Source organism: Variovorax sp. PBS-H4 (assembly GCF_901827205.1).
GTDB lineage: Bacteria > Pseudomonadota > Gammaproteobacteria > Burkholderiales > Burkholderiaceae_C > Variovorax.
The window spans coordinates 2,881,966-2,904,759 of sequence record NZ_LR594675.1 but is presented as its reverse complement, the minus strand read 5'-3'; the positions used below and the strand labels follow the sequence as shown (position 1 = coordinate 2,904,759).

General features: G+C 66.7%; 14 protein-coding genes. 6 read left to right on the top strand and 8 right to left on the bottom strand.

Annotated features, from left to right (window positions below):
* Positions 1-33 precede the first annotated feature (33 nt).
* The 4 genes from E5CHR_RS13655 to E5CHR_RS13640 all read left to right on the top strand — a co-directional run bounded on the left by E5CHR_RS13655 (position 34) and on the right by E5CHR_RS13640 (position 4,813).
* Positions 34-978 carry a DUF58 domain-containing protein gene (locus E5CHR_RS13655; protein WP_162583713.1) on the top strand — a complete coding sequence of 315 codons (945 nt, stop codon included), beginning with the start codon at positions 34-36 and terminating at the stop codon, positions 976-978.
* A gap of 4 nt (positions 979-982) precedes the next feature.
* Positions 983-2,983, top strand: a complete 2,001-nt coding sequence (locus E5CHR_RS13650) for a transglutaminase family protein (protein ID WP_162580339.1) — start codon at positions 983-985, stop codon at positions 2,981-2,983.
* 154 nt (positions 2,984-3,137) lie between these two features.
* Positions 3,138-4,196, top strand: a complete 1,059-nt coding sequence (mltB, locus tag E5CHR_RS13645; RefSeq protein WP_162580338.1) for a lytic murein transglycosylase B — start codon at positions 3,138-3,140, stop codon at positions 4,194-4,196.
* Positions 4,196-4,813, top strand: a complete 618-nt coding sequence (locus E5CHR_RS13640; protein ID WP_162580337.1) for an HD domain-containing protein — start codon at positions 4,196-4,198, stop codon at positions 4,811-4,813. Before mltB ends, E5CHR_RS13640 begins: the two co-directional genes overlap by 1 nt.
* 75 nt (positions 4,814-4,888) lie before the next feature.
* Here the strand turns inward: E5CHR_RS13640 and E5CHR_RS13635 are convergent, their stop codons facing one another.
* The 7 genes from E5CHR_RS13635 to glpD form a co-directional block, all read right to left on the bottom strand.
* Positions 4,889-6,619 carry an ABC transporter substrate-binding protein gene (locus tag E5CHR_RS13635; protein WP_162580336.1) on the bottom strand — a complete coding sequence of 577 codons (1,731 nt, stop codon included), beginning with the start codon at positions 6,617-6,619 and terminating at the stop codon, positions 4,889-4,891.
* Between the two features lie 88 nt (positions 6,620-6,707).
* On the bottom strand, positions 6,708-7,016 hold the full coding sequence (locus E5CHR_RS13630) for a DUF2160 domain-containing protein (RefSeq protein ID WP_162580335.1): 309 nt from the start codon (positions 7,014-7,016) through the stop codon (positions 6,708-6,710).
* 11 nt (positions 7,017-7,027) lie between these two features.
* Positions 7,028-7,840 carry a carbohydrate ABC transporter permease gene (locus tag E5CHR_RS13625; RefSeq protein WP_162583712.1) on the bottom strand — a complete coding sequence of 271 codons (813 nt, stop codon included), beginning with the start codon at positions 7,838-7,840 and terminating at the stop codon, positions 7,028-7,030.
* 8 nt (positions 7,841-7,848) lie between these two features.
* Positions 7,849-8,739, bottom strand: a complete 891-nt coding sequence (locus tag E5CHR_RS13620) for a carbohydrate ABC transporter permease (protein WP_162580334.1) — start codon at positions 8,737-8,739, stop codon at positions 7,849-7,851.
* Between the two features lie 82 nt (positions 8,740-8,821).
* Positions 8,822-9,892 (bottom strand): ABC transporter ATP-binding protein, encoded by a 1,071-nt coding sequence (locus tag E5CHR_RS13615; protein WP_162580333.1) that lies wholly within the window; start codon positions 9,890-9,892, stop codon positions 8,822-8,824.
* A 1-nt stretch (position 9,893) separates the two neighbouring features.
* The gene (locus E5CHR_RS13610; protein WP_162580332.1) at positions 9,894-10,967 is read right to left on the bottom strand and encodes an ABC transporter ATP-binding protein; all 1,074 of its coding nucleotides are present in this window, start codon (positions 10,965-10,967) and stop codon (positions 9,894-9,896) included.
* Positions 10,958-12,607, bottom strand: a complete 1,650-nt coding sequence (gene glpD, locus E5CHR_RS13605; RefSeq protein WP_162580331.1) for a glycerol-3-phosphate dehydrogenase — start codon at positions 12,605-12,607, stop codon at positions 10,958-10,960. Before glpD ends, E5CHR_RS13610 begins: the two co-directional genes overlap by 10 nt.
* Positions 12,608-12,706: 99 nt before the next feature.
* Between glpD and E5CHR_RS13600 the strand changes: the two genes are divergently transcribed.
* Positions 12,707-13,477, top strand: a complete 771-nt coding sequence (locus E5CHR_RS13600) for a DeoR/GlpR family DNA-binding transcription regulator (protein ID WP_162580330.1) — start codon at positions 12,707-12,709, stop codon at positions 13,475-13,477.
* Between the two features lie 16 nt (positions 13,478-13,493).
* A complete protein-coding gene (gene glpK / locus E5CHR_RS13595; protein ID WP_162580329.1) occupies positions 13,494-14,990 on the top strand; it encodes a glycerol kinase GlpK in 1,497 nt (498 codons plus the stop codon).
* Between the two features lie 59 nt (positions 14,991-15,049).
* Here the strand turns inward: glpK and E5CHR_RS31975 are convergent, their stop codons facing one another.
* The gene (locus E5CHR_RS31975) at positions 15,050-22,657 is read right to left on the bottom strand and encodes a calcium-binding protein (RefSeq protein WP_162580328.1); all 7,608 of its coding nucleotides are present in this window, start codon (positions 22,655-22,657) and stop codon (positions 15,050-15,052) included.
* Between the last annotated feature and the right edge of the window lie 137 nt (positions 22,658-22,794).

Here is a 22,794-nt window from a genome sequence, read left to right as displayed (position 1 = left end):
GCTGCGCGCCTCTTCGTCCCGGTCCGCTCGCGCATGGAAGGGTGGTTCCTGTCGCGCAGGCCGCCTTCCGACACGTTGGAGCTCACCCAGCGCAATGTCTACATCGTGCCCACGAAGGCGGGTTGGATGCTGGCCGCCACGCTGCTGCTGCTGCTGATCGGATCGATCAACTACCAGCTCAACCTCGGCTATCTCCTCACCTTCCTGCTGGCCGGCAGCGTGGCGGTCGGCATGCATGTGAGCCACGCCACCCTGCGCGGGCTGGAGCTGCGCCTGATGGCGCCCGATCCGCAGTTCGCAGGTGCGGCGGCCGTGCTGCGCGTCGTGCTGCACAACGCGCGGCGCAGCACCCGCTACGGCATCGGACTGGCGGTGCGCCGCAGCGGGCAATGGGCCTGGAGCGACGTGCCCGCGGAGGGCAGCTCGACGGTCGAGGTGGCGTTCCAGCCCGATCGCCGCGGGCTCCATGCGGTCCCCACGCTCACGGCCGAGACCCGCTTCCCGCTCGGCACCTTCCGCGTCTGGACCGTGTGGAGGCCGGCTTCGAAGGTGCTGGTCTATCCTGCGCCCGAGCCGCACCCGCCGCCGCTGCCGCCGCGCGAGCCGCTGCCTGGCCAGGCGGCCTCCTCCGCGCTGCGCGCCAGCGTGGCAGGCGAGTACGACGGCCTGCGCGCCTACCGGCGCGGCGATCCGCTGAAGCTCGTGGTCTGGAAGCGGGCGGCGCAGGCGCAGGCCACAGGGTCTGAAGACCTGGTGAGCCGCGATACGCAGCAGGCGCAGCGGCAGGAGCTGTGGCTGGATGCACAAGCCACGGGGCTGGCGGACGCCGAGGGGCGGCTGTCGCGGCTTTGCGCGTGGGTGTTGATGGCGGATCGCCTTGGCATCGATTACGGATTGCGCGTCGCGGGGCGCACGATGGCGCCATCGCAAGGCGAGGCGCACAGGCGACGGTGCCTCGAAATTCTGGCGCTCTGTTGACGACATGAAGCTCGCAGCCAGGCTCCAGTCCCTCCCCCGCGAAGCCAGGGACACGCTCTTCCTGCTGGGCGTGATCGCGCTCATCCTCCTCCCCCAGCTGCGGAACATCCCCTGGTGGTGCAGCACCCTCGCGGCCGCGGTGCTGCTCTGGCGGGGCAGCCTGGCGGTGCAGGCTCGTCCGCTTCCCAGCAAGTGGTGGCGCGCCGGCCTGCTCGCGGTCACGCTGCTCGCCACCTACGCCACCTACCGAACCGTGCTCGGCCGTGACGCGGGCGTCACGCTGATCGTGATCCTGCTGGCGCTCAAGACCCTCGAGCTTCGCGCACGCCGCGATGCCTTCGTGGTTTTCTTCCTGGGCTTCTTCACGATGCTCACGAACTTCTTCTATTCGCAGGCGTTGCCCACCGCCTTCGCCATGCTGCTGGCACTGCTGGGCCTGCTGACCGCACTGGTCAACGCCCACATGCCGGTGGGCCGGCCGCCGCTGATGCAGGCGGCGCGCACCGCCGGGTGGATGGCGTTGCTCGGCGCGCCGATCATGCTGGTGCTGTTCCTGCTCTTCCCGCGCATGGCGCCGCTGTGGGGCACACCCAGCGATGCCATGGTCGGCCGCAGCGGCCTGTCGAACACGATGCGCGTGGGCAGTATTGCGCAGCTCGCGCTCGATGACGGGATCGCCGCGCGCATCAAGTTCGACGGCGACCGTGTGCCGGCGCAACGCGACCTGTATTTCCGTGGCCCGGTGCTGTCGCGCTTCGATGGCCGCGAGTGGACGGCCTCGCCGCTGCTCACGCGCGGCGCGCCGAACGTGCGCGTGCAGGGCGAGCCCATCGGCTACCAGGTCACGCTGGAGCCCAGCAACCGGCCCTGGCTGCTGACGCTCGACGCCACGCCGCAAAAGCCCGAGCTGCCGGGCTACGAGGTCTTCGGCACGGCCGACCTGCAATGGCTGGCAAGCCGGCCGATCAGCGACCTGGTGCGCTACCGCGCCGAGAGCTACACGCAGTTCCAGAGCGGCCCGCAGCGGCGCGGCGTCGCCCTGCGCCCCTACGTGGCGTTGCCTGCGGGCTCCAACCCACGAACCGTTGCGCTGGCCGCGCAGATGAAGAGCGATCCCGTCCTTGCGGGCGCGAACACCGGCGCCTTCGTGCAGGCCGCGCTGCGCCGCTTGCGCACCGGCGGCTATAGCTACACGCTGGAGCCCGGCGCCTACGGCAACGAGACGGCGGACGAATTCTGGTTCGACAGGAAAGCGGGCTTCTGCGAGCACATCGCCTCGGCCTTCGTGGTGCTGATGCGTGCGCTCGACATCCCGGCCCGCATCGTGACGGGCTACCAGGGCGGCGAGCTCAACGGCGTCGACCACTTCTGGACGCTGCGCCACAGCGACGCTCATGCATGGGCGGAGGTGTGGGAGGAGAACACCGGCTGGGTGCGCGTCGATCCGACCGGCGCGATCTCGCCCGACCGCGTCGGCCAGTTCCAGCGCCTGGTTCCGCAGCCGGGCTTCTTCGGCGGGGCGGTGGACGCCATGAGCCCCACCCTGGCCCAGAACCTGCGCGCGGCCTGGGAAGCGCTGAACAACGGCTGGAACCAGTGGGTGCTCAGCTACACGCAGAGCCGCCAGCTGGACATGCTGAAGAAGCTGGGCTTCGACGCGCCAAGCCTGCAGGACCTCGCGAGCGTGCTGCTGGCACTGCTGGTCGTGGCCAGCCTGGCGGGCGCCGGCTGGACCTTGTGGGAACGCAGCCAGCACGACCCCTGGCTCCGGCTGCTGGGCCAGGCACGCATGCGGCTCGCGCAGGCCGGCATCGAACTGCCCGAGGGCACGCCGCCGCGCCAGATGGCGAAGCAGCTTGCCGAGCGTTTCGGCAACGGCTCACAACCTGCGCAAGAGTGGCTGCTACGGCTGGAGGCGCAGCGTTACGCCGCCGCTGCGTCCGGCCTGACGCTGGCCGCCTTGCGCGCCGAGTTCCGCCATCTGGTCTGGCCGCGCCGGAGTTGAAGGCGAGCACCGCAGGAAAGTCCCGAAGGCCGCCGCGGTGGGGTCGACCGGACCGCACCGCATGCCGGGCGCGCATCCAGCGACGGAGACCTTCGCGCCCGCCAGGCCTGGCGTGTGAACACGCGACAGCCCATGGGCGGCACAATCGAAACCCATGCGACGCCTTCTCCCGACCGTTTTCTCGCTGGCCTTCGTCCTGCTGGGCGCTGCCCTCCCCTCACTCCCTGCTTCCGCCCAGAAAGTGGTGCGCGGCGAAACACCGTACGCCACACGCCCCGACGCGATGCAATTCGCCGATGACGTTGCCGCACGGCGCAATCTTGATCGCGCATGGGTGCGCGCCACCATCGGCAACGCGCGCTTCTTGCCTAATGTGCCGCGGTTGATGGTGCCGGCGCCACGCGGCACGGCGAAGAACTGGCGGGTCTACCGCAGCCGCTTCATCGACCCGGTGCGCATCGGCGCGGGCGTGCGCTTCTGGCGCGCCAATGCCGCCACGCTGGCACGCGCCGAGGCCGAGTACGGCGTGCCGGCAGAAATCATCGTCGGCATCGTCGGGGTCGAGACCATCTACGGGCGCAACATGGGCAACTTCCGCGTGATCGACGCGCTCGCCACGCTGGCCTTCGACTTTCCGCAGGCCCATCCGCGCGCGGCCGAACGCCAGGCATTCTTCCGCAGCGAACTCGAAAGCTTTCTCAGCACCGAAAGCCGCACCGCCGAAGACCCGATGGTTCCGGTAGGCAGCTATGCCGGCGCGATGGGCATGCCCCAGTTCATGCCCAGCAGCATCGCCAAGTACGCGATCGACTTCGATGGCGACGGCCGCATCGACCTGGTCAACAACCCGGCCGACGTGATCGGCTCGGTGGCCAGCTACTTCAAGGCGTTCGGCTGGCAGCCCGGCATGTCGCCCAGCTACCCGGTGAGCTTCGATCCGGCGCGGCTCAAGAAAGACGTGCTGCTGGCGCCCGACATCCTCCCCACCTTCAGCGCCGACGCCTTCGTGGCCGGCGGCGCCCTGCTCGAGGGCGAGGCGCTGCGGCACAAGGGATTGCTGGCGCTCATCGAACTGCAGAACGGCGACGAGGCACCCACCTATGTGGCCGGCACACAGAACTTCTACGTGATCACGCGCTACAACTGGAGCAGCTACTACGCGATGTCGGTGATCGATCTGGGACGCGAAGTCCACGCGGCGATGGACGACTGATGCAAGCCGATGCGCGCCACGTTGCATGGCTGGATGCCTGGCAGGGCCTCGGCGTGCAGCCGCCCGGCGATGCGCTTTTCGATGGGCTGATCGCGCGGTACAGCGAGCCGCATCGCGCCTATCACACGCTCCAGCACCTGGACGAATGCCTCGAAGCACTCGCACGCCAAGCCCGCCAGGCGAATCGCCCAGCCGAGATTGCGCTGGCGCTGTGGTTCCACGACGCCATCTACGACGTGCACCGCCACGACAACGAGGAACGCAGCGCAGACTGGGCCCTGCAAGCCCTGCGCGATGCGGGCGCCGATGCCCACGCGGCGCAGCGCGTGCATGCACTCGTGATGGCGACGCGCCACCAGGCGCAGCCCCAGGAAGCCGATGCGCAATTGCTGGTCGACATCGATCTATCGATCCTCGGCGCACCGGCGCCGCGCTTCGCCGAGTACGAGCAGCAGATCCGCTTCGAGTATGCGCATGTGCCGCCCGAGGTCTTCGAGCCGCGGCGCCGCCAGATCCTCGGCAGCTTCCTGGCACGCAACTCGCTCTATCTCACGCCGTCGATCCGTGCGCGCCTTGAAGCGCAAGCTCGCGTCAACCTGCAGCGCGCGGTCGCCTGACCGAACACCGAGTCCTCCAATGAAAAAGGGCTGCCATGCCCGCAGCACGGCAACCCTGCAGGTCCGCGCGGACGCTCAGCGTACCTTGCCTTCCTTCCAGGCCGTCAGCAGCTTCTCGTAATCGATGGTCTCGCCCTTGGGCTTCTCGTTGGCCAGCTTCTTCCAAGGCGCGTGCTCGTCGCTCAGCATCTTGTTGGGATCGCCCTTCGGCGCGAGCTTGGGCGCGCACTTGGCCATGCCCGCACGCTCCAGCCGGCCCATGACGTTGTCCATTTCCTCGGCCAGGTTGTCCATCGCCTTCTGCGGCGTCTTCTCGCCGGTCACTGCCTCGGCCACGTTCTTCCACCACAGCTGCGCGAGCTTCGGATAGTCGGGCACGTTGGTGCCGGTGGGCGTCCAGGCCACGCGCGCCGGGCTGCGGTAGAACTCGATCAGGCCGCCGTACTTGTTGGCGTTCTGCGTGAAGTAGTCATGGCGGATGTCGCTCTCGCGGATGAAGGTCAGGCCCACCACGCTCTTCTTGGCCGAGACGGTCTTGGATGTCACAAACTGCGCGTAGAGCCATGCCGCCGCCGTCTTGTTGGGATCATGGGCCTTGAAGAAGGTCCACGAGCCCACGTCCTGGTAGCCGTTCTGCATGCCCTGCTTCCAGTACGGGCCGTTGGGGCCGGGCGCCATGCGCCACTTCGGTGATCCGTCGGCGTTCACCACCGGCAGGCCCGGCTTGGTCATGTCGGCCGTGAAGGCGGTGTACCAAAAGATCTGCTGAGCGATCTGGCCCTGCGCCGGCACCGGGCCGGCCTCGCCGAAGGTCATGCCGGTGGCTTCCTTGGGCGCGTACTTCTTCATCCAGTCGATGTACTTGGTGAGCGCATAGACGGCGGCCGGCGAATTGGTCGCGCCCCCCCGTGCCACGCTGGCGCCCACGGGCGTGCACTTGTCGGCAGCGACCTTGATGCCCCATTCGTCGATCGGCATGCCATTGGGAATGCCCTTGTCGGCGGTGCCGGCCATGGACAGCCACGCGTCGGTGAAGCGCCAGCCCAGCGAGGGGTCCTTCTTGCCGTAGTCCATGTGCCCGTAGATCGGCTTGCCATCGATGGTCTTCACGTCGGTACTGAAGAACTCCGCGATGTCCTCGTAGGCGCTCCAGTTCAGCGGCACACCCAGTTCGTAGCCGTACTTGGCCTTGAACTTGTCCTTGAAGTCCTGGCGCGCGAACAGGTCGGCGCGAAACCAGTACAGGTTGGCGAACTGCTGGTCGGGCAGCTGGTAGAGCTGGCCGTCCGGTGCGGTCGTGAAGCTGGTGCCGATGAAGTCCTTGACGTCGAGCCCCGGATTGGTCCATTCCTTGCCGGCGTTGGCCATGTAGTCCGTGAGGGACATGATCTTGCCGTAGCGGTAGTGGGTGCCGATCAGGTCGGAGTCGGAGATCCAGCCGTCGTAGATCGACTTGCCCGACTGCATCGACGTCTGCAGCTTCTCGACCACGTCGCCTTCCTGGATGATGTCGTGCTTGACCTTGATGCCGGTGATCTCCTCGAAGGCCTTGGCCAGGGTCTTCGACTCGTACTCGTGCGTCGTGATGGTTTCCGACACCACCGAGATCTCACGCACCCCCTTGGCCTGCAGCTTCTTCGCGGCATCGATGAACCACTTCATCTCCGCGGTCTGCTGGTCCTTGTTCAGGGTCGACGGCTGGAATTCGCTGTCGATCCACTTCTTGGCCTCGGCCTCGCCGGCCGAGGCGCTCTGCATGGCAAGCGCCGCCGCTGCCAGTGCCAGCGCTGTGTAGCGAATCTTCATGGATGTCTCCTCTAGGTGCTTCCCGGTGTTGTGCAGATCCCGGCCCCGGGAAAGCGAAGAGCCGGAGAGCGTGGAAACAAGTCGTGCCTCAGCCCTTGCGCATGACAAGCCCGAGTACGAGCATCGACAGCACGAAGCTGATCCAGATCGACGGTTCGGCCTCCAGCGACAGCCACTCCTGGAGCTTGCCCGCGATGCCGATGAAGACCAGGTTGATATAGGCCGCGATCAGCAGGCCGATGAAGAGCCGGTCGCCGCGCGTGGTTTCCATCGGCAGCCAACCGCGGCGCAAGGTGGTGGGCGACTTGACTTCCCACACGGTCATGGCGACGAGCATCAGCGCGATGCAGCTGAAGAACACGGCCACCGGGGTGGTCCAGACCATCCATTCGAGCATCTCCGTCTCCTCTAGACACGCCCCATCGCGAACCCTTTCGCGATGTAGTGCCGCACGAACCAGATCACGATCGCGCCGGGCACGATCGTGAGCACGCCGGCGGCCGCCAGCGTCGCCCAGTCCATGCCGGACGCACTCACCGTCCGCGTCATCGTTGCCACGATGGGCTTGGCGTTCACGCTGGTCAGCGTGCGCGCCAGCAGCAGCTCGACCCAGCTGAACATGAAGCAGAAGAAGGCCGCAACGCCCACGCCCGCCTTGATCAGCGGCAGGAAGATGGTGAGGAAGAAGCGCGGGAAGGAGTAGCCGTCGATGTAGGCCGTCTCATCGATCTCGCGCGGGATACCACTCATGAAGCCTTCCAGGATCCACACCGCCAGCGGCACGTTGAAGAGCAGGTGCGCCAGCGCGACGCCCAGGTGCGTGTCCATCAGCCCGACGGTGGTGTAGAGCTGGAAGAAAGGCAGCAGGAACACGGCCGGCGGCGTCATGCGGTTGGTCAGCAGCCAGAAGAAGACGTGCTTGTCGCCGAGAAAGGAATAGCGCGAGAAGGCATAGGCTGCCGGCAACGCCACCGTGAGCGACACCACCGTGTTGATGCCCACGTAGATCAGGCTGTTGATGTAGCCCGAGTACCACGACTCGTCGGTGAAGATGCGCGCGTAGTTGGCCCAGGTGAACTGCTGCGGAAAGAAGGAGAAGCTCGAAAGGATCTCCTCGTTGGTCTTGAAGCTCATGTTGATCATCCAGTAGATGGGCAACAGGGCGAACAGGATGTACAGCAGCAGGAAGATGCTGCGCTTGCGGAAGCGTCGCTCGTTCATATCGGCGCTCATTTCGGCTCCTCCACGGTCTGCGTCCCGACCCGCTGCATCCAGTTGTAGAGCACGAAGCAGAACAGCAGGATGATCAGGAAGTAGATCAGCGAGAACGCCGCCGCCGGGCCCAGGTCGAACTGGCCGACGGCCTTCTGCGTGAGGTACTGGCTCAGGAAGGTGGTGGCGTTGCCCGGCCCGCCGCCCGTCAGCACGAATGGCTCGGTGTAGATCATGAAGCTGTCCATGAAGCGCAGCAGCACCGCGATCATCAGCACGCCGCGCATCTTGGGCAGCTGGATGTAGCGGAATACGGCGAAGCGGCTGGCGCCGTCGATGCGCGCGGCCTGGTAGTACGCGTCGGGGATGGAGCGCAGCCCCGCAAAGCACAGCAAGGCCACCAGCGGCGTCCAATGCCAGACGTCCATCACCAGCACCGTGATCCAGGCGTCGGTCGCGCTGCCGGTGTAGTTGTAGTCGATGCCCAGCCTCTGCAGGGTCCAGCCGAGCAGGCCGATGTCGGCGCGGCCGTAGATCTGCCAGATGGTGCCGACCACGTTCCAGGGGATCAGCAGCGACAGCGCGACGATCACCAGCACGGCGGACGACTTCCACCCGGTCGAGGGCATCGAGAGCGCCAGGCAGATGCCGAGCGGGATCTCGACCAGCAGCACCGCCAGCGAGAAGCCGAGCTGGCGCCACAGCGCCCCGTGCAGCTCGTCGTCGCGCATCACCGAGGCGAACCACTCGGTGCCGACGAACACGCGGCGCTCGGGCGAGATGATGTCCTGCACCGAGTAGTTGACCACCGTCATCAGCGGCACGATGGCCGAAAAGGCCACGCACAGCAGCACCGGCAACACCAGCCACCAGGCCTTCTGGTTGATGGGCTTGTTCGTTCCGTTCATATCTGCCCCCACGCTCGGCACTTCGTGTCCTCGCTGCCCCCCAAGGGGGCGGGAGCTTGCTTGAAGCGGTTCTGCGCTGCGTTCATGCCACGAGCTCCTCATCACGATAGAAGCAGGTGTGCGTGTCCACCACCTTCAGCCAGACCGGCGCGCCGATCGACGGCACCTGCACGTCGGATGGAAGCCGTGCCTTGATCACGCTCTCCCCTGCCCGCGCCGTGAGCATTTGGTGCGTGCCCACGTCCTGCAGCTGCACCACGCTGGCCGCCAGGGCACCGGCCGCGTTGGGCTCGGCCAGCGTGACGTACTCGGGGCGGATGCCGAGCGTGAGCGCGCCCTCGGGCAGCGTGCGCGGGGTCGTCAGCCGCATGCCGGCGATCTCGAGCGACCGTCCGCTGCTTTGCACCGGCAGGAAGTTCATGCCCGGCGAGCCGATGAAATGGCCGACGAAGGTGTGGGCCGGCCGCTCGAACAGCGCATCGGCGCTGCCCACCTGCACGGCCTTGCCGCGTGTCATGACCATCACCTCCTCCGCAAAGGTGAGCGCTTCGACCTGGTCGTGCGTGACATAGATCAGCGTGAGCTTGAGCTCGCGATGAATCTGCTTGAGCTTGCGCCGCAACTGCCACTTGAGGTTGGGATCGATCACCGTCAGCGGCTCGTCGAAGAGCACGGCCGACACGTCGCTGCGCACCAGCCCGCGGCCCAGCGAGATCTTCTGCTTGGCATCGGCTGCGAGCCCGGCGGCGCGCTGGTTCAGCTGGCCGCTCATGTCGAGCATCTCGGCGATCTCGCCCACGCGCTTCCTGATCTGCTCGGCGGGCAGCTTGCGGTTGCGCAGGGGAAAGGCGAGGTTCTCGGCCACGGTCATGGTGTCGTAGATCACGGGGAACTGGAACACCTGGGCAATGTTGCGCTCCTGCGGCGACGCGTGCGTGACATCGCGCCCGTCGAAGCTGACGGTGCCGCGCGAGGGAACCAGCAGGCCCGAGATGATGTTGAGCATGGTGGTCTTGCCGCAGCCCGAGGGGCCGAGCAAGGCATAGGCGCCGCCGTCGCGGAAGCTCATCTTGAGCGGCAGCAGCGCATAGTCGCTGTCCTGCTTGGGGTTGGGCCGGTAGGCATGGGCCAGGTCGAGGTCGATGCGTGCCACGTCAGCTTCCCCTGCGCCAGGCGGGCGCCAGCGCCAGCCGTTCGGCGGTGTCGAACACATAGGCCTGCGCGGCTGCAAAGTGGAGCGTGATGGCGGCCCCGAGCTCGAAGCGGTGCACGCCCGTGAGCTGGGCCACTAGGTCGCCTACCAGCGTCTCGACATGCACGAAGGTGTCGGAGCCGGAGATCTCGGCCAACTCGACCTTGCCGGGAATGGCGATTCCACCGTCGCCGGGGCGCACGTGCAGCGCACTGGCACGCAGGCCGACGGTGACGGCGCCATCGACTTGGGCCGGCAGCGCGACCGGCACCAGCGGGCCTCCGGCCAGCTGGACGCCGCCGGCTGCCACGCGCCCGGCCAGCAGGTTCATCGGCGGGTCGCTGAAGGCACGCGCCACGCGCAGCGACTGGGGCGCGTGGAAGACCTCGGCGGTCGGCCCGTACTGCAGCAGTTCGCCCGCATCCATCACCGCGGTGTAGCCGCCGAGCAGCAATGCCTCGCCGGGCTCCGTCGTGGCGTAGATCACGGTGGAGTCGCCGGTGGCAAAGAGCTGCGTCAGCTCCTCGCGCAGGCCTTCGCGCAGCTTGTAGTCCAGGTTGACCAGGGGCTCGTCGAGCAGCACCAGCGGCGCTTCCTTGGCCAGTGCGCGCGCCAGCGCCACGCGCTGCTGCTGGCCGCCGGAGAGCTCGGCCGGGTAGCGGTCGAGGAACATGCCGATGCTCAGCTTGTCGGCCAGTTCGCGCACCCGTGCCTCGATGTTCTTCTCGCCGCGCAGCTTCAGCGGCGACCCGATGTTCTCGGCGACCCTCAGCGACGGGTAGTTGATGAACTGCTGGTACACCATCGCCACGTTGCGCTCGCGCACCGGCACGCCGGTCACGTTCTTGCCGTCGACCAGGATCAGGCCCGACGTGGGCGTGTCGAGCCCCGCCATCAGCCGCATCAGGCTGGTCTTGCCGGCCTGCGTGGCGCCGAGCAGCACCGTCACGGCGCCGTGCCTCGGCGCGATGCTCTGCTCGTAGAGCCAGGTCTGCGCACCCACCTTCTTGGTGACGCGCTCCAGTGTCAACTGCATGCAACTCCTTCGTGCTGGCTGGGGGTGGAGGCCTGCTGCTGCATCCAGGCACCGACCCGTTCGCGTTCTTCCGGGGTGTAGTGCAGGCCCAGCTTGGAGCGCCGCCACAGCACGTCCTCGCCACTGCACGCCCATTCCTCGTCCTGCAGGTAGCGCAGCTCGCGCTCGTGCAGGCCGGGCGCGACCGCTTCGCCCATGTCGTTCATCGATTGCGCATCCACGATCACGGCCGCGATGCGGTCGCCGTAGGCGCGCGCGAGCCGGCGCGCCAAAGTGCCATCGAGCCAGGGGTGCTTTGCACGGACAGCGGTGACGAAGCGCTCGAAGTCCTCGTCGGGCCGAGTGGCGGCACCGATCCAGCCAGACAGGTCGCCGCCTGCGAGGAAGGCACCCTCGGTCCAGGCCGGGCGCGATTCGCCGAGCATCCGGCCCACCTCGTCGGCCGCATCCTCGGAAAGCTTGCGAAAGGTCGTGATCTTGCCGCCCCACACCGACAGCAGCGGCGCCGCGGTGGTGTTCGATTCGAGCATGTAGTCGCGCGTGACCGCCGAAGGGTCGCCCGAGGCATCGTCGAGCAGTGGGCGTACGCCGGAGTAGGTCCAGACCACGTCCGCCGGCACGACCGGCTTCTCCAGATAGCGGCTGGCCTGGGTGCAGAGATAGTCGATCTCGTCCGCGCCGATGCGTGCCGCGCCGGGGTCGTCGCCGCTCAACTCGATGTCGGTCGTGCCGATCAGCGTGAAGGCATCCTGGTAGGGGATCGCGAAGATGATGCGCTTGTCGGGGTTCTGGAAGATGTAGGCGTGGTCGTGGGTGAAGAGGCGCGGCACCACGATGTGGCTGCCCTTGACCAGGCGCAGGTGCCGCGTGGCCAGCGCCTCGCCCTGCGCGGACCGCGCGACGCCGCGCAGAAAGGACTCGGCCCAGGGTCCCGCCGCATTGACCACCGCGCGGGCGCGTACCGTGCGGCGCCCGGCCGGGCCTTCGAGCACCGCGGTCCAGCCCTCGGCATCGCGCTGCGCGCCGAGGCAGCGCGTGCGCGTCAGCACCTCCGCACCCTTGGCTCGCGCGTCCAGGGCGTTCAGCACCACGAGCCGCGCATCGTCGACCCAGCCATCCGAATACACGAAGCCGCGCTTGAACCGCGGCTTGAGCGGCGCGCCGGCGGCGTGCGCGCGCAGGTCCACCGAACGCGAGCCCGGCAGCACCTCGCGCCGGGCCAGGTGGTCGTACAGGAAGAGCCCGATGCGCACCATCCAGGCCGGCCGCATGGAAGGGTCGTGCGGCATCACGAAGCGCAACGGCCACATGATGTGCGGCGCGCTGCGCAGCAGCACCTCGCGCTCCTGCAGCGCCTTGCGCACCAGCGAGAACTCGTAGTACTCGAGGTAGCGCAGCCCGCCGTGGATCAACTTGGTGGACGAGGAAGACGTGTGCGCCGCGAGATCGTCCTTCTCGCACAGCAGCACGCGCCAGCCGCGGCCGGCCAGGTCGCGTGCGATGCCGCAGCCGTTGATGCCGCCCCCGACGATCAGCACGTCGCAGGCGGCCTCGGTGGCCGGCGGGGATAAGGGGGTGGCGCTCACGGTCTGGGTTTTGATTGTGCGAATTTCGCCTGGAGCGTTTTCGGTTTTTTTCATTTTGGTTCCTTAAAGCGCGATTTTCCTCCTCGTTAACCCTTGGCGCATTCGTTTTCTTTCGTTCTAAAGTAGCGCGCCCTGCGCTCTGTTCCATTTCGCGTGAATTCGAATCCCCGACAACTCAAGCTCCTCAACACCGTGCGCACGCGCGGCTCGGTCACGGTCGAGCAGCTGGCGGACATGCTCGGCGTGACCCTCCAGACGGTGCGCCGCGACGTGCAGCGCCTGGCCGACGAGGGACTGCTCAGGCGTTTTCATGGGGGCGTGCGGGTGCCGAGCTCGACCACCGAGAACATCGGCTACCGGCAGCGCGAGAACCTGCATGCCGAGGGCAAGGCCCGCATCGCGCGCGCCGTGGCCGCGCGGGTGCCGAACGACTGCTCGCTGATCCTCAACATCGGCACCACCACCGAGGCCATCGCCAAGGCCTTGCTGCAGCACACCGGGCTGCGCGTGATCACCAACAACCTCAACGTGGCGACGATCCTCAGCGACAACCCGAACTGCGAAGTGATCGTGGCCGGCGGCTCGGTGCGGCTGCGCGATCGCGCGATCGTGGGCGAGGCCACGGTCGACTTCATCCGCCAGTTCAAGGTCGACATCGCGCTGATCGGCGTCTCCAGCATCGAGGCCGACGGCACGCTGCGCGACTTCGACCTGCGCGAGGTGAAGGTGGCGCAGACCATCATTGCGCAAGCACGCGAGGTCTGGCTCGCGGCCGACGCGAGCAAGTTCAACCGCCCTGCCATGATCGAGCTGGCCACGCTGTCGCAGATCGACTGCCTGTTCACCGACGCCGAGCCGCCGCCGCCGTTCCCCGAGTTGCTCGAGCGCGCACAGGTCCGTTGCGAGATCGCGCGCGAACACTGATCCACGAGGTTTTCACATGACCTACCTGCTCGCCCTCGACCAGGGCACCTCCAGCTCCCGCAGCATCGTGTTCGACGGCGAGGGGCGCATCGTCGCCCTCGCCCAGAAGGAGCTCACGCAGATCTACCCGCAGCCCGGCTGGGTCGAGCATGACCCGCTGGAGATCTGGCAGAGCCAGCTCGCCACCGCGCACGAGGTGCTGGCCAAGGCCAGGCTCACGGCGAGCGACATCCACGCGATCGGCATCACCAACCAGCGCGAGACCACCGTGCTGTGGAACCGGAAGACCGGGCAGCCCGTGCATCACGCCATCGTCTGGCAGGACCGGCGCGCCGAGCCGCTGTGCGCCAAGCTGCGCGAGGACGGCATGGCCGACACCATCCAGGAGAAGACGGGGCTGGTGATCGACGCCTACTTCTCCGGCACCAAGCTGCGCTGGCTGCTCGACAACGTGCCCGGAGCGCGCGCAGCGGCCGACCGCGGCGAGCTGGCTTTCGGCACCGTCGACAGCTGGCTGATCTGGCAGCTGACCGGCGGCAAGCTGCATGTGAGCGACGTCACCAATGCCTCGCGCACAATGCTCTTCAACGTGCACACGCATCGGTGGGATGCCGACCTGCTGAAGGCGCTGGACATCCCCGCCTCGCTGATGCCCGAGGTCAAGCCATCGAGCACGCATTTCGCCGACACCGATGCCGGTCTCTTCGATCGCCCCTTGCCTATCGGCGGCGTGGCCGGCGACCAGCAGAGCGCCCTCTTCGGCCAGGCCTGCTTCGAGGCCGGCATGGCCAAGAACACCTACGGCACCGGTTGCTTTCTGCTGATGCACACGGGCGGCGCCTTCCAGCCTTCGCACAACGGCCTGCTCGTGACCAGTGCCGCGCAGACGACCGGCATGCCGCCGCAGTATGCGATGGAGGGCAGCGTCTTCGTCGGCGGCGCGGTGGTGCAGTGGCTGCGCGACGGGTTGAAGGCCATCCAGGGCAGCGCGCAAGTCCAAGCGCTGGCCGAGAGCGTGCCCGATGCCGGCGGCGTGATGATGGTGCCGGCCTTCACGGGGCTGGGCGCGCCCTACTGGAACGCCGACGCGCGCGGCACCATCACAGGCCTGACGCGCGGCACCGCGGTGGCGCACATTGCGCGCGCGGCACTGGAGAGCATCGCCTACCAAAGCGCCGCGCTGCTGCAGGCGATGAGCCGCGATGCCGTCGCTGCCGGAGGTGCGCCGGTGGCCGAGCTGCGGGTGGATGGCGGCGCGGCCGTCAACGACCTGCTGATGCAGTTCCAGGCGGATCTGCTGGGCATTCCGGTGGTGCGGCCGGAGGTCATCGAGACCACGGCGCTCGGCGCTGCGTACCTCGCCGGCCTGTCGACCGGCGTGTACCGCGATGTCGGCGAGTTGTCGAAGCAGTGGCGCGTGGAGCGGCGCTTCCTGCCCACGCTGAGCCGGGAGAAGGCCGAGGAGAAGATGGCGCGGTGGGAGCTGGCGGTGCGACGGGCGACGTTGGTCTGATCCGGGTGCGACTCCCCGGGGTTCTCAAGGAACGCCAGCGCCGCCCCTTTGCTCAGCGCCTAGCCCCAGCTGGCGGCAAGTACAGGCGCTAGCCTGGATTGATCATCCAATGACGTCGAAGTCACCAGGCCGGGCGCCGGCACCGCGAAGGTGGCCATCGCCTGCACCATGAGGCTCACGCTTCTTTCCAGCTCCGCGGCGGCACGCATCTGCTCGCTGTTCCACACCGTCCCGTCGGCGAAGCGCAGATGCTCCACTTGCGAGCCGTCTGCCGACCAGCCGGGGGACACCAGATTCAGGTCCAGCGTGATGGTCTGGCCGGTGAGTGCATCGACGATCAGGTCGAGGTTTCCGTTGAGGCCCTGCACGATGCGCACGTCACCCGGGTTGAGGTCCAGCAGTTCCACCGTGTCGTCGCCGCCTGCTTCCGACACCGTGTCGTTGCCGTCGCCCGAGCGGTAGCGGTAGGTGTCGTTGCCCGTGCCGCCGATGAGCGTGTCCGCTCCCTGGCCGCCGATCAGCGTATCGTCGCCGAGCCCGCCGCTGAGTGCATTGGTCGTGCTGCTGCCGGTCAGGATGTCGTTGTAGTTGCTGCCGAAAAGGTACTCGACGTTGCGCAGCGTGTCGGTGCCGGAGCCGCCCGTGGCTTGCGCCCCGTTGGCCGCCAGGCTGACGGTCACCGCGGAGCCGGAATAGACATACGAGACCCAGTCGTTGCCCCCCAGACCATCGAGCACGTTGTTGCCGGCCCCGGCGTACAGAACGTTGCCCAGCGCATTGCCGGTGCCGTCAATGGCCGCTGTCGAGTTGAGCATCAGGTTCTCGACATTGGCCGCCAGCGTGTGGGTGATGGTGGTGCGAACCGTGTCGGTGCCTTCGCCTGCCAGCTCGATCACTGCGTCGGCGGTGTTGTCGACGAAGTAGATGTCGTTGCCCACGCCGCCCGTCATGGTGTCGGCACCGGCGCTCCCGTTGAGCGTGTCGTTGCCTGAACCACCGCTCAAGGTGTTGTTCGCGGCATTGCCGGTCAGCAGGTTGTCCAGTTCGTTGCCGGTGGCATCGATGGCCGCCGTGCCGGTCAAGGTGAGGTTCTCGACGTTGGCCGAGAGCGTGTAGCTGATAGTGCCTAGCACGAGGTCCGTGCCTTCATTGGCCAGCTCGGTCACCACGTCGGCGCTGTTGTCGACGTAGTAGATGTCGTTGCCCGCGCCGCCCCTCAGGGTGTCCGCGCCGATCCCGCCGTTGAGCATGTTGGCAATGGGGCTGCCGATCAGGACATCGTCGTAGTTGCTGCCGTAGAGGTTCTCGATGTTCCACAGCGTGTCGAAGCCGCTGCCGCCCGTGGCCTGCGCGCCGGTGGCCGCCAGGCTGACGTTCACGGCGGAGCCGGCATAGATGTAGGACACGTAGTCGCTGCCGCCCTGGCCGTCGAGCACGTTGTTGCCCGCGCCGGCGTACAGAACATTGTCGAGCGTATTGCCCGTGCCGTTGATGTCTGTCGTCGTGTTGAGCATCAGGCCCTCGACGTTGGCCGCCAGCGTGTGGCTGATGTTGGTGCGGACCGCGTCGATGCCTTCGTCGGCCAGCTCGGTCACCACGTCGGCGTTGTTGTCGACGTAGTAGATGTCGTTGCCGAGGCCACCGGCCATCACGTCCGCACCGGCTTTTCCGTCGAGCGTGTCGTTACCGGCAAGCCCCTCTAGCGTGTCGTTACCGGAGGTGCCGTTCAAGGTGTCGTTGGCCGGCGTGCCGACGATCGGCGGGCGCCATTCGGCAAGGGCCTGGAGTTGCACCACGTTCCACGCGGTGCCGTCGGCGAATTGAACCTCCTCGATCCGGTTCGACGCAGATTCGAACCAGCGCCTGACGGTGACGCTGTCTCCCGCCCCGTACACCAGCACGAGATCGGCACCTTCCCGTCGGACGGCGACGTCTGCGGGCATTAGCGGGCCCTGGAAGGTCACAACATCGAAGTCGGCGGTTGCGAGCGGGTTGCCCTCCTCGATGATGTCGTGACCGTCCCCGGGCCGGAAGACATAGTCATCGTTGCCCGCACCGCCGTATACGACATCGTCGCCGTCGGACGTCCATAGCCAGTCGGCGTCGCGCGTACCGACAATGACGGAACCGAAGCTGGCGTCAGGCCTCTGCAGCCACACCCCGACCTCGATGGTTTGGCGGGCGCCGAGTTCATCGGTGGCCGTGATCGTTATCCAGGGTTCGGCCCAGAACCATAAGTTGCCGCTGAAGAGCTCGGAGGTAGCGGAGATCGAGCCTGTGTGCGGATCGACGGTGATCCCGGGCAGTCCATCCGCGGTGGCGTAGGACACCTGTCCGCTGCGGGAGCCGGGAGCAAAGAAGCCTTCGGGCAGGTCCATCTGAAACCCCTGTCCCTCGTGGACATGCAGCTGCAGTGTGCGCGGACCGGCCAACTCGAGCGCCGTGTCCATCGTCCGGGCATCGATCTCGGCGCGGTCCCACACGGTCCCGTCGGCAAATTCGATGTGCCCCGTCTGCCATGTGGATTGAGATTCCGAGATCTGATCGGCAGCGCTCAACCAGTAGACGACGCGGCCTTGATTGCAGAAGATGACAACGTCTTCGGGAGATACGCCGGGCTTGAAGCGGATGAGGTTGTCCGTACCGCCGCTGATGGTGTCGCGGCCGTCCCCATAGCCGAAGAGGTAGATGCTGTGGTCGCCGCCCATGCCTCCCCATCCTCCGAGGAGGTTGTCATTGCCCGGTCCGCCATCCAGGATGTCGACCTCGGTGGAAGGGTCGTCGTAGATCTGGACATGCGAGGTCTGCCCTACGGCGACGAGCGCGTCGTCACCCTCTCCCCCCAGAAGAACGTCGCTGCCCGGCCCGCCCAGAAGTACATCGCTACCGGTGCCGCCATCGAGCAGGTCATTGCCATTCTCGCCATGCAGGAGGTCACCTCCGGCCCCGCCATAGAAGAAATCGTCGCCTCCAAGATCCTCGAAGACATCGTGGCCTTCGCGCCCGACCATGACGCTACTGCCGATATCGCCGACCAGGCGACCGCCTTCCGGCTGCGCGACCAGAAGTTCGGCATGGTCCAGCCATGCCTGGCTGGGGATGTCCAGGTCCAGACGGCTGATGAGATCGGATCGGCGCCAGACGGTGCCGTCGGCAAACTCGATGCCGGCTTGCGTGTCGCCATTGCGAAGGCAGTTCTCAAGCACGAGGGCGCCGCCGCTGCCCTGGAGATGCAGGGTGGCGCCGGCGGCGGTCACGGTGAGGTCCTGGGGCAAGGCGCCTTGCAGCACGATGCGATCGGTGCCGCGCCCGAAGTCGCCCACGGTGTCGTTGTCGGACAGCGCAACGCGGAAGATGTCGTCACCGGCGCCGCCGGACATCCAGTCGGCCCCGGCGCCGCCGTCGAGGGTGTCGTTGCCGGCGCCGCCATGGAGGGAATCGTTGCCGCTGCCGCCGTCGAGCAGGTCGTTCCCGGCGCCGCCGATGAGGGTGTCGGCGCCGTCGCCGCCATCGAGCTGGTCGTCTCCAATGAGCCTGGTGGCCGCGTCGGTGCTGGCTTGATCTTCACCGGCGAGCCAGTCGTCACCAGCGCCACCCCGGAGAATGTCGTCGCCGCCGTCGCCCAGCAGAATGTCGTCGCCGTCGCCTCCGTCCAGGAGATCGTTGCCGTGCCATTGCGCGGCGAGTTGTTCCATGACGTCGTCATCGCCGCGGAGGAAGTCGTTGCCGGCTCCGCCCAGGAGAGTGTCGTCCTTGCCGCCGCCGGTCAGCTGGTCGTCGCCTTCCTCGCCGTCAAGTTCATCGTTGCCGTGGAATTCGGCGGCAAGAAGGTCCTGGCCCTGGTCGTCGCCAACGAGGATGTCGTCGTCCTGGCCGCCGAACAGTATGTCGTTGCCTCCGCCACCAATGAGCGTGTCGTCGCCGCTCCCGCCCTCCAGCCAATCCGCACCGTGGAAGCGGCCTGCCAGGTTGGCCTCGCGATCATCGCCCAGCATGAGGTCGGCGCCCGCTGCGCCGATCAAGGTGTCGTCCGCGCCACCCCCCACCAGTTGGTCGTCACCGGCCTCGCCGTCCAGGAAGTCGCTGCCATGAAACGTGCCGGGGAGCTGGTCCTCGTTCTCGTCATCGCCCCACATGCGATCGTTGCCGGCGCCGCCGTACAAGGCGTCGCCCTTTCCTCCGCCCAGGAGGATGTCATTGCCGTCCTGGCCGTCGAGATAGTCCTCGCCGTGCGCCGTGCCGGCGAGTTCGAATTCGGGACGATCACCGCGAAGGGTGTCTTCGCCGGCACCGCCATACAAGGCATCCTCGCCGCCGTCGCCCAGCAGATGGTCGTTGCCGTCGCCGCCGTCGAGAACATCGTTGCCGTGCAGCGCCTCTGGCGTGCTGTTGACATGGCCCGCCTCCGCGAGCCCGTCCCCCATCAGCCAGTCGTTGCCCGCCGATCCGGCGAGAACGTCGGCGCCGCCATTGCCCCACAAGATGTCGTCGCCGGCTTGCCCGTCCAGATGATCGTTGCCTCGGCCCCCAATGACGTAGTCATGCCCATCGCCCGCGAAGACCACGTCTGCCTTGTCGTCCGGCGTGAGGGACGCTCCGCCCTCCAGCACGTAGGTGTTGCCTGTCTCGTAGACGCCCCAGGTGCTGCCCTTGGTCCAGGTGGCGGTGCCCGCTGGCGGATTCCAGGTCTGGTCGGGACTGCGGCGCGGGGAAAGCCCCAACGCATGGGCGCTCAGGATCCAGTCGTTGCCACCGCCCCCACGAATGAGATCGCTGCCGGCGCCGCCCGCGAGCAGGTCGTCCCCTTCCCCGCCGTCGACGACATCGTTGCCGCCTGCGCCGTCCAGGGCATCGTTGCCGCCGAGCCCCTCGATGCGGTTGTTGTCCGCCTGGCCGACGATGACGTCGTTGAAGCCCGCATCGGCCACACCGCCTTCGAGGGTTCCGTCGGATGCCCAGTGGACGGAACTCCAGTCGTAGAAGCCGCCTTCGCTCAGGGACGGATGCTGGTCGCCCAGATAGGTCCGCGCCTGCTCGCCCGCGTCCTCGACGGTGAGTTCCCATGCATTGGAGTCGGCGGTGACGCTGCCGCCGCGGTAGGTGGCCGACAGTTGTGCCAAGGCATCGGCCGAGATCTCTCCCTGCTGCATGAGCGCGAAGTGAACTTCGCTTTGCCCTTCGACGAGGGTGATGACGGCCCCGGCGGCAGGGATCGATGTGCCGCCGTGGAGCAGTTGGAACTGGCCGGCCAGGGCGGACAGGCTCAAGGTGAGGGTGTCGCCTGCCGAGGCGGCTTGGTCGAGGTACAGGACGTAGCCGGCCGCGCCGCCTTCCTCGATGCGGCTGGTGCCCTGCTCGGGCTCGAAGTGGGGGTCGGCAAAGGGGTTGCCGCCACCGGCCTGCTGCAGGACGAGGCGCGGGCCTTGCAGCCGCATGCCCAAATAGCCGGCGTCCGAGCGGGCCTGGTCCAGGTCAAAGTCGCGCAGGGTGATGGTGTGGGCGCTGTCGCCTTGCCTGGAGACGAGGAGGGTCTTGCCGGTGGCGGATGCGGCATCGTCCTGGACGAGGTAGTCGATGCGGTTCCCGGCGGGGTCCTCGCTACACCAGGTGTTGCGCTTGCCGGTGCCTGCGCCGCCGGTGAGGGTTTGGTCGTCGAGGACGATGCTGCCGAGGCCGTCGCTGTCTCGGAGGGTGTCTTTGCCGAAGGTGCCTTCGAAGCGGTAGGTGTCGGCTCCGGTGCCGCCGACGAGGGTGTCGTTGCCGATGCCGCCTTCGAGGGTGTCGTTGCCGGCATCGCCCTGCAGGTAGTCGTCGCCGCCCAGGCCACTCAGAGTGTCGGCGCCTGCGCCGCCATAGAGATGGTCGCCGAATCCTTGGCCACTCACAGTGTCGGCCTCGTCCCCGCCAAAGAAAAACTGCTTGCGCTGCGAGCTACCTGAACCGACCAGGATCTGAGTGTCGCTGGCAGCGTCGTAATAGCGAAGGTTCTCGCTACCAGGAAGCACGCCTTGCGTATTGCTGGCGTTGCGTTGGACAACCAGCCCCAACATCGTTGCACGGTCTGCGATCCACTCGTTCGTGAAGGTGGTTGGTACCGCCGCACTCTTGTCTTCCTGCCATGCGAGGAAGTCTTCGCCGTGCACGAACTCCCACACAGTCTCCAGTGTTGCCTTGGTGGCCGCATCCTTGCCTGCGATCCAGAAGGGCGAGAGCTCGATCAGCGCCGCGACTGCGCCAAAGTCGGTGCGGGCCGCTACTTGAAGGTCTGAGCCGGACGCGCGAATGACCGCCTGTTCCCCGATGTCCAGTTCCGCAACTTTGCTGGAAATGGTCTTGAGGTTTCGGTGAAACACGGCGCGATCATCGGCATTGGCCCATGTGCCACCATCGAGTCTGGCGGCCATGGATGCGATGTTCACGTCGAACATGGCGGCCAGGCTCTTGATGACGTTCTCTAAAACATCGCCTTCCGCCTTGCCCTGGAAGCCAAGACTGGCCTCGGCCTTTATTGCTGATGCGGCAGCGAAGATGGCATTCAGCGTCGCTTGCGTAAGGGTCGGATCGATTTGCGCGAGCGTGTTCTGTACGCTCAGGGAGTCGACGAGCAGCACCAGGCTATGCGTGTCGCCGAAGTCGTTGGCGCCGAAGTTGTTCACCAGCAATTTGGCTTCCGCATTCAAAGCACTGGCACCCAGAGCGCTGAACAGCACGTTGCCGCGAAAGAGCGGTTGGTCTTCGATGAAGATGGGAACGTCTTGGCCATAGTGAAGCTGCGAGTTCGAAACGGCAGACGGCGCGTTGGCGCCGTAGAGGTCATGAAAGTTAGACCAGGGCGCTCCTGTCGCCAAATGGCGTCCCGCATAGGCTGCCCAACCGCCCTGTGCGACGTCCGCGTACTGGGCTTCGGTCTTCTTCGATGCGAACAGCACAGCCAACTGGTAGTCCAAGCCGGTGGCTGCGATGTTCGATCCGCTCACCTCCAACGGTTTGCCGGATGGGTCGGAGAGCGTCGAAACCCGGACAGCCTCCTGCATGATGGAGCGAACGCGCTCCAGCGCAGAGGCAAGCATTTCGCTGTCGGCAAAGGCGGTCGGGCTGCCCACTGCCAGCAGGCGCACCGAAGCGATGTCGTCGATAGTGGGCATCACGCCGCTAGCGAAGCTGCTTCGCAGCTCCACGTATCGGGCTTGAACCAGGGAATCGCCGAAGGCGATCTGCGAGCCGTCTGCGTTCTCGCGTAAACGATGAAATTCGGCGACAACGCCGCTCAGGCTCGCCCCGTTCTTGAGAGCACCCACGCCAGCGCCGTTGAAGGTGTAAGTCGACGCGGCGGCACTCGGATACAGGAGATTGAACGCTGTAGCCAAGTGGCCGCCGAGGCTGTAGCCGGTGACGGTGAGCGGTTCGGTGGCTGCAATCTTGCCGCTTGCGTAGAGCGTATCGACCCACGTCTTCATGTCATCGATCTGGCCGAAGGCCCAGCCTTTCTCCTTGATCTCCAAGCTGTTGGTGGCCTGGTTGTCGCGGGCTGCGTCGTCGATGAACTCGGTGCTGCGGAAGGAGATGACCAACTCACCTGCGGTAATGCCGCGGGATTCGTCGGTGCGAAGAGCCTGGAATAGGGTTCCCGAAAAGCCCGTGGTGGTGTTGCTGATGTGCTCGACCACAGCCCAGTCCCTCACAAACTCTTGAGCCTCTTCCAATGTGAACTTACTGGATCGACCATTGCCCGCCATGAGATCAGCAGCGGATAGGCTTGCATAGGATCGAGTTGTCCCCGGTAGCGCTTCTTCGTCGGCCTGAC

What these genes read in the sequence shown, in the direction of transcription:
- E5CHR_RS13655 (WP_162583713.1), top strand. Translation starts at nt 34, where the DNA reads ATGGAAGGGTGGTTCCTGTCGCGCAGGCCGCCTTCCGACACGTTGGAG.
- E5CHR_RS13650 (WP_162580339.1), top strand. Translation starts at nt 983, where the DNA reads ATGAAGCTCGCAGCCAGGCTCCAGTCCCTCCCCCGCGAAGCCAGGGAC.
- mltB (WP_162580338.1), top strand. Translation starts at nt 3,138, where the DNA reads ATGCGACGCCTTCTCCCGACCGTTTTCTCGCTGGCCTTCGTCCTGCTG.
- E5CHR_RS13640 (WP_162580337.1), top strand. Translation starts at nt 4,196, where the DNA reads ATGCAAGCCGATGCGCGCCACGTTGCATGGCTGGATGCCTGGCAGGGC.
- E5CHR_RS13635 (WP_162580336.1), bottom strand. Translation starts at nt 6,619, where the DNA reads ATGAAGATTCGCTACACAGCGCTGGCACTGGCAGCGGCGGCGCTTGCC.
- E5CHR_RS13630 (WP_162580335.1), bottom strand. Translation starts at nt 7,016, where the DNA reads ATGCTCGAATGGATGGTCTGGACCACCCCGGTGGCCGTGTTCTTCAGC.
- E5CHR_RS13625 (WP_162583712.1), bottom strand. Translation starts at nt 7,840, where the DNA reads ATGAACGAGCGACGCTTCCGCAAGCGCAGCATCTTCCTGCTGCTGTAC.
- E5CHR_RS13620 (WP_162580334.1), bottom strand. Translation starts at nt 8,739, where the DNA reads ATGAACGGAACGAACAAGCCCATCAACCAGAAGGCCTGGTGGCTGGTG.
- E5CHR_RS13610 (WP_162580332.1), bottom strand. Translation starts at nt 10,967, where the DNA reads ATGCAGTTGACACTGGAGCGCGTCACCAAGAAGGTGGGTGCGCAGACC.
- glpD (WP_162580331.1), bottom strand. Translation starts at nt 12,607, where the DNA reads ATGAAAAAAACCGAAAACGCTCCAGGCGAAATTCGCACAATCAAAACC.
- glpK (WP_162580329.1), top strand. Translation starts at nt 13,494, where the DNA reads ATGACCTACCTGCTCGCCCTCGACCAGGGCACCTCCAGCTCCCGCAGC.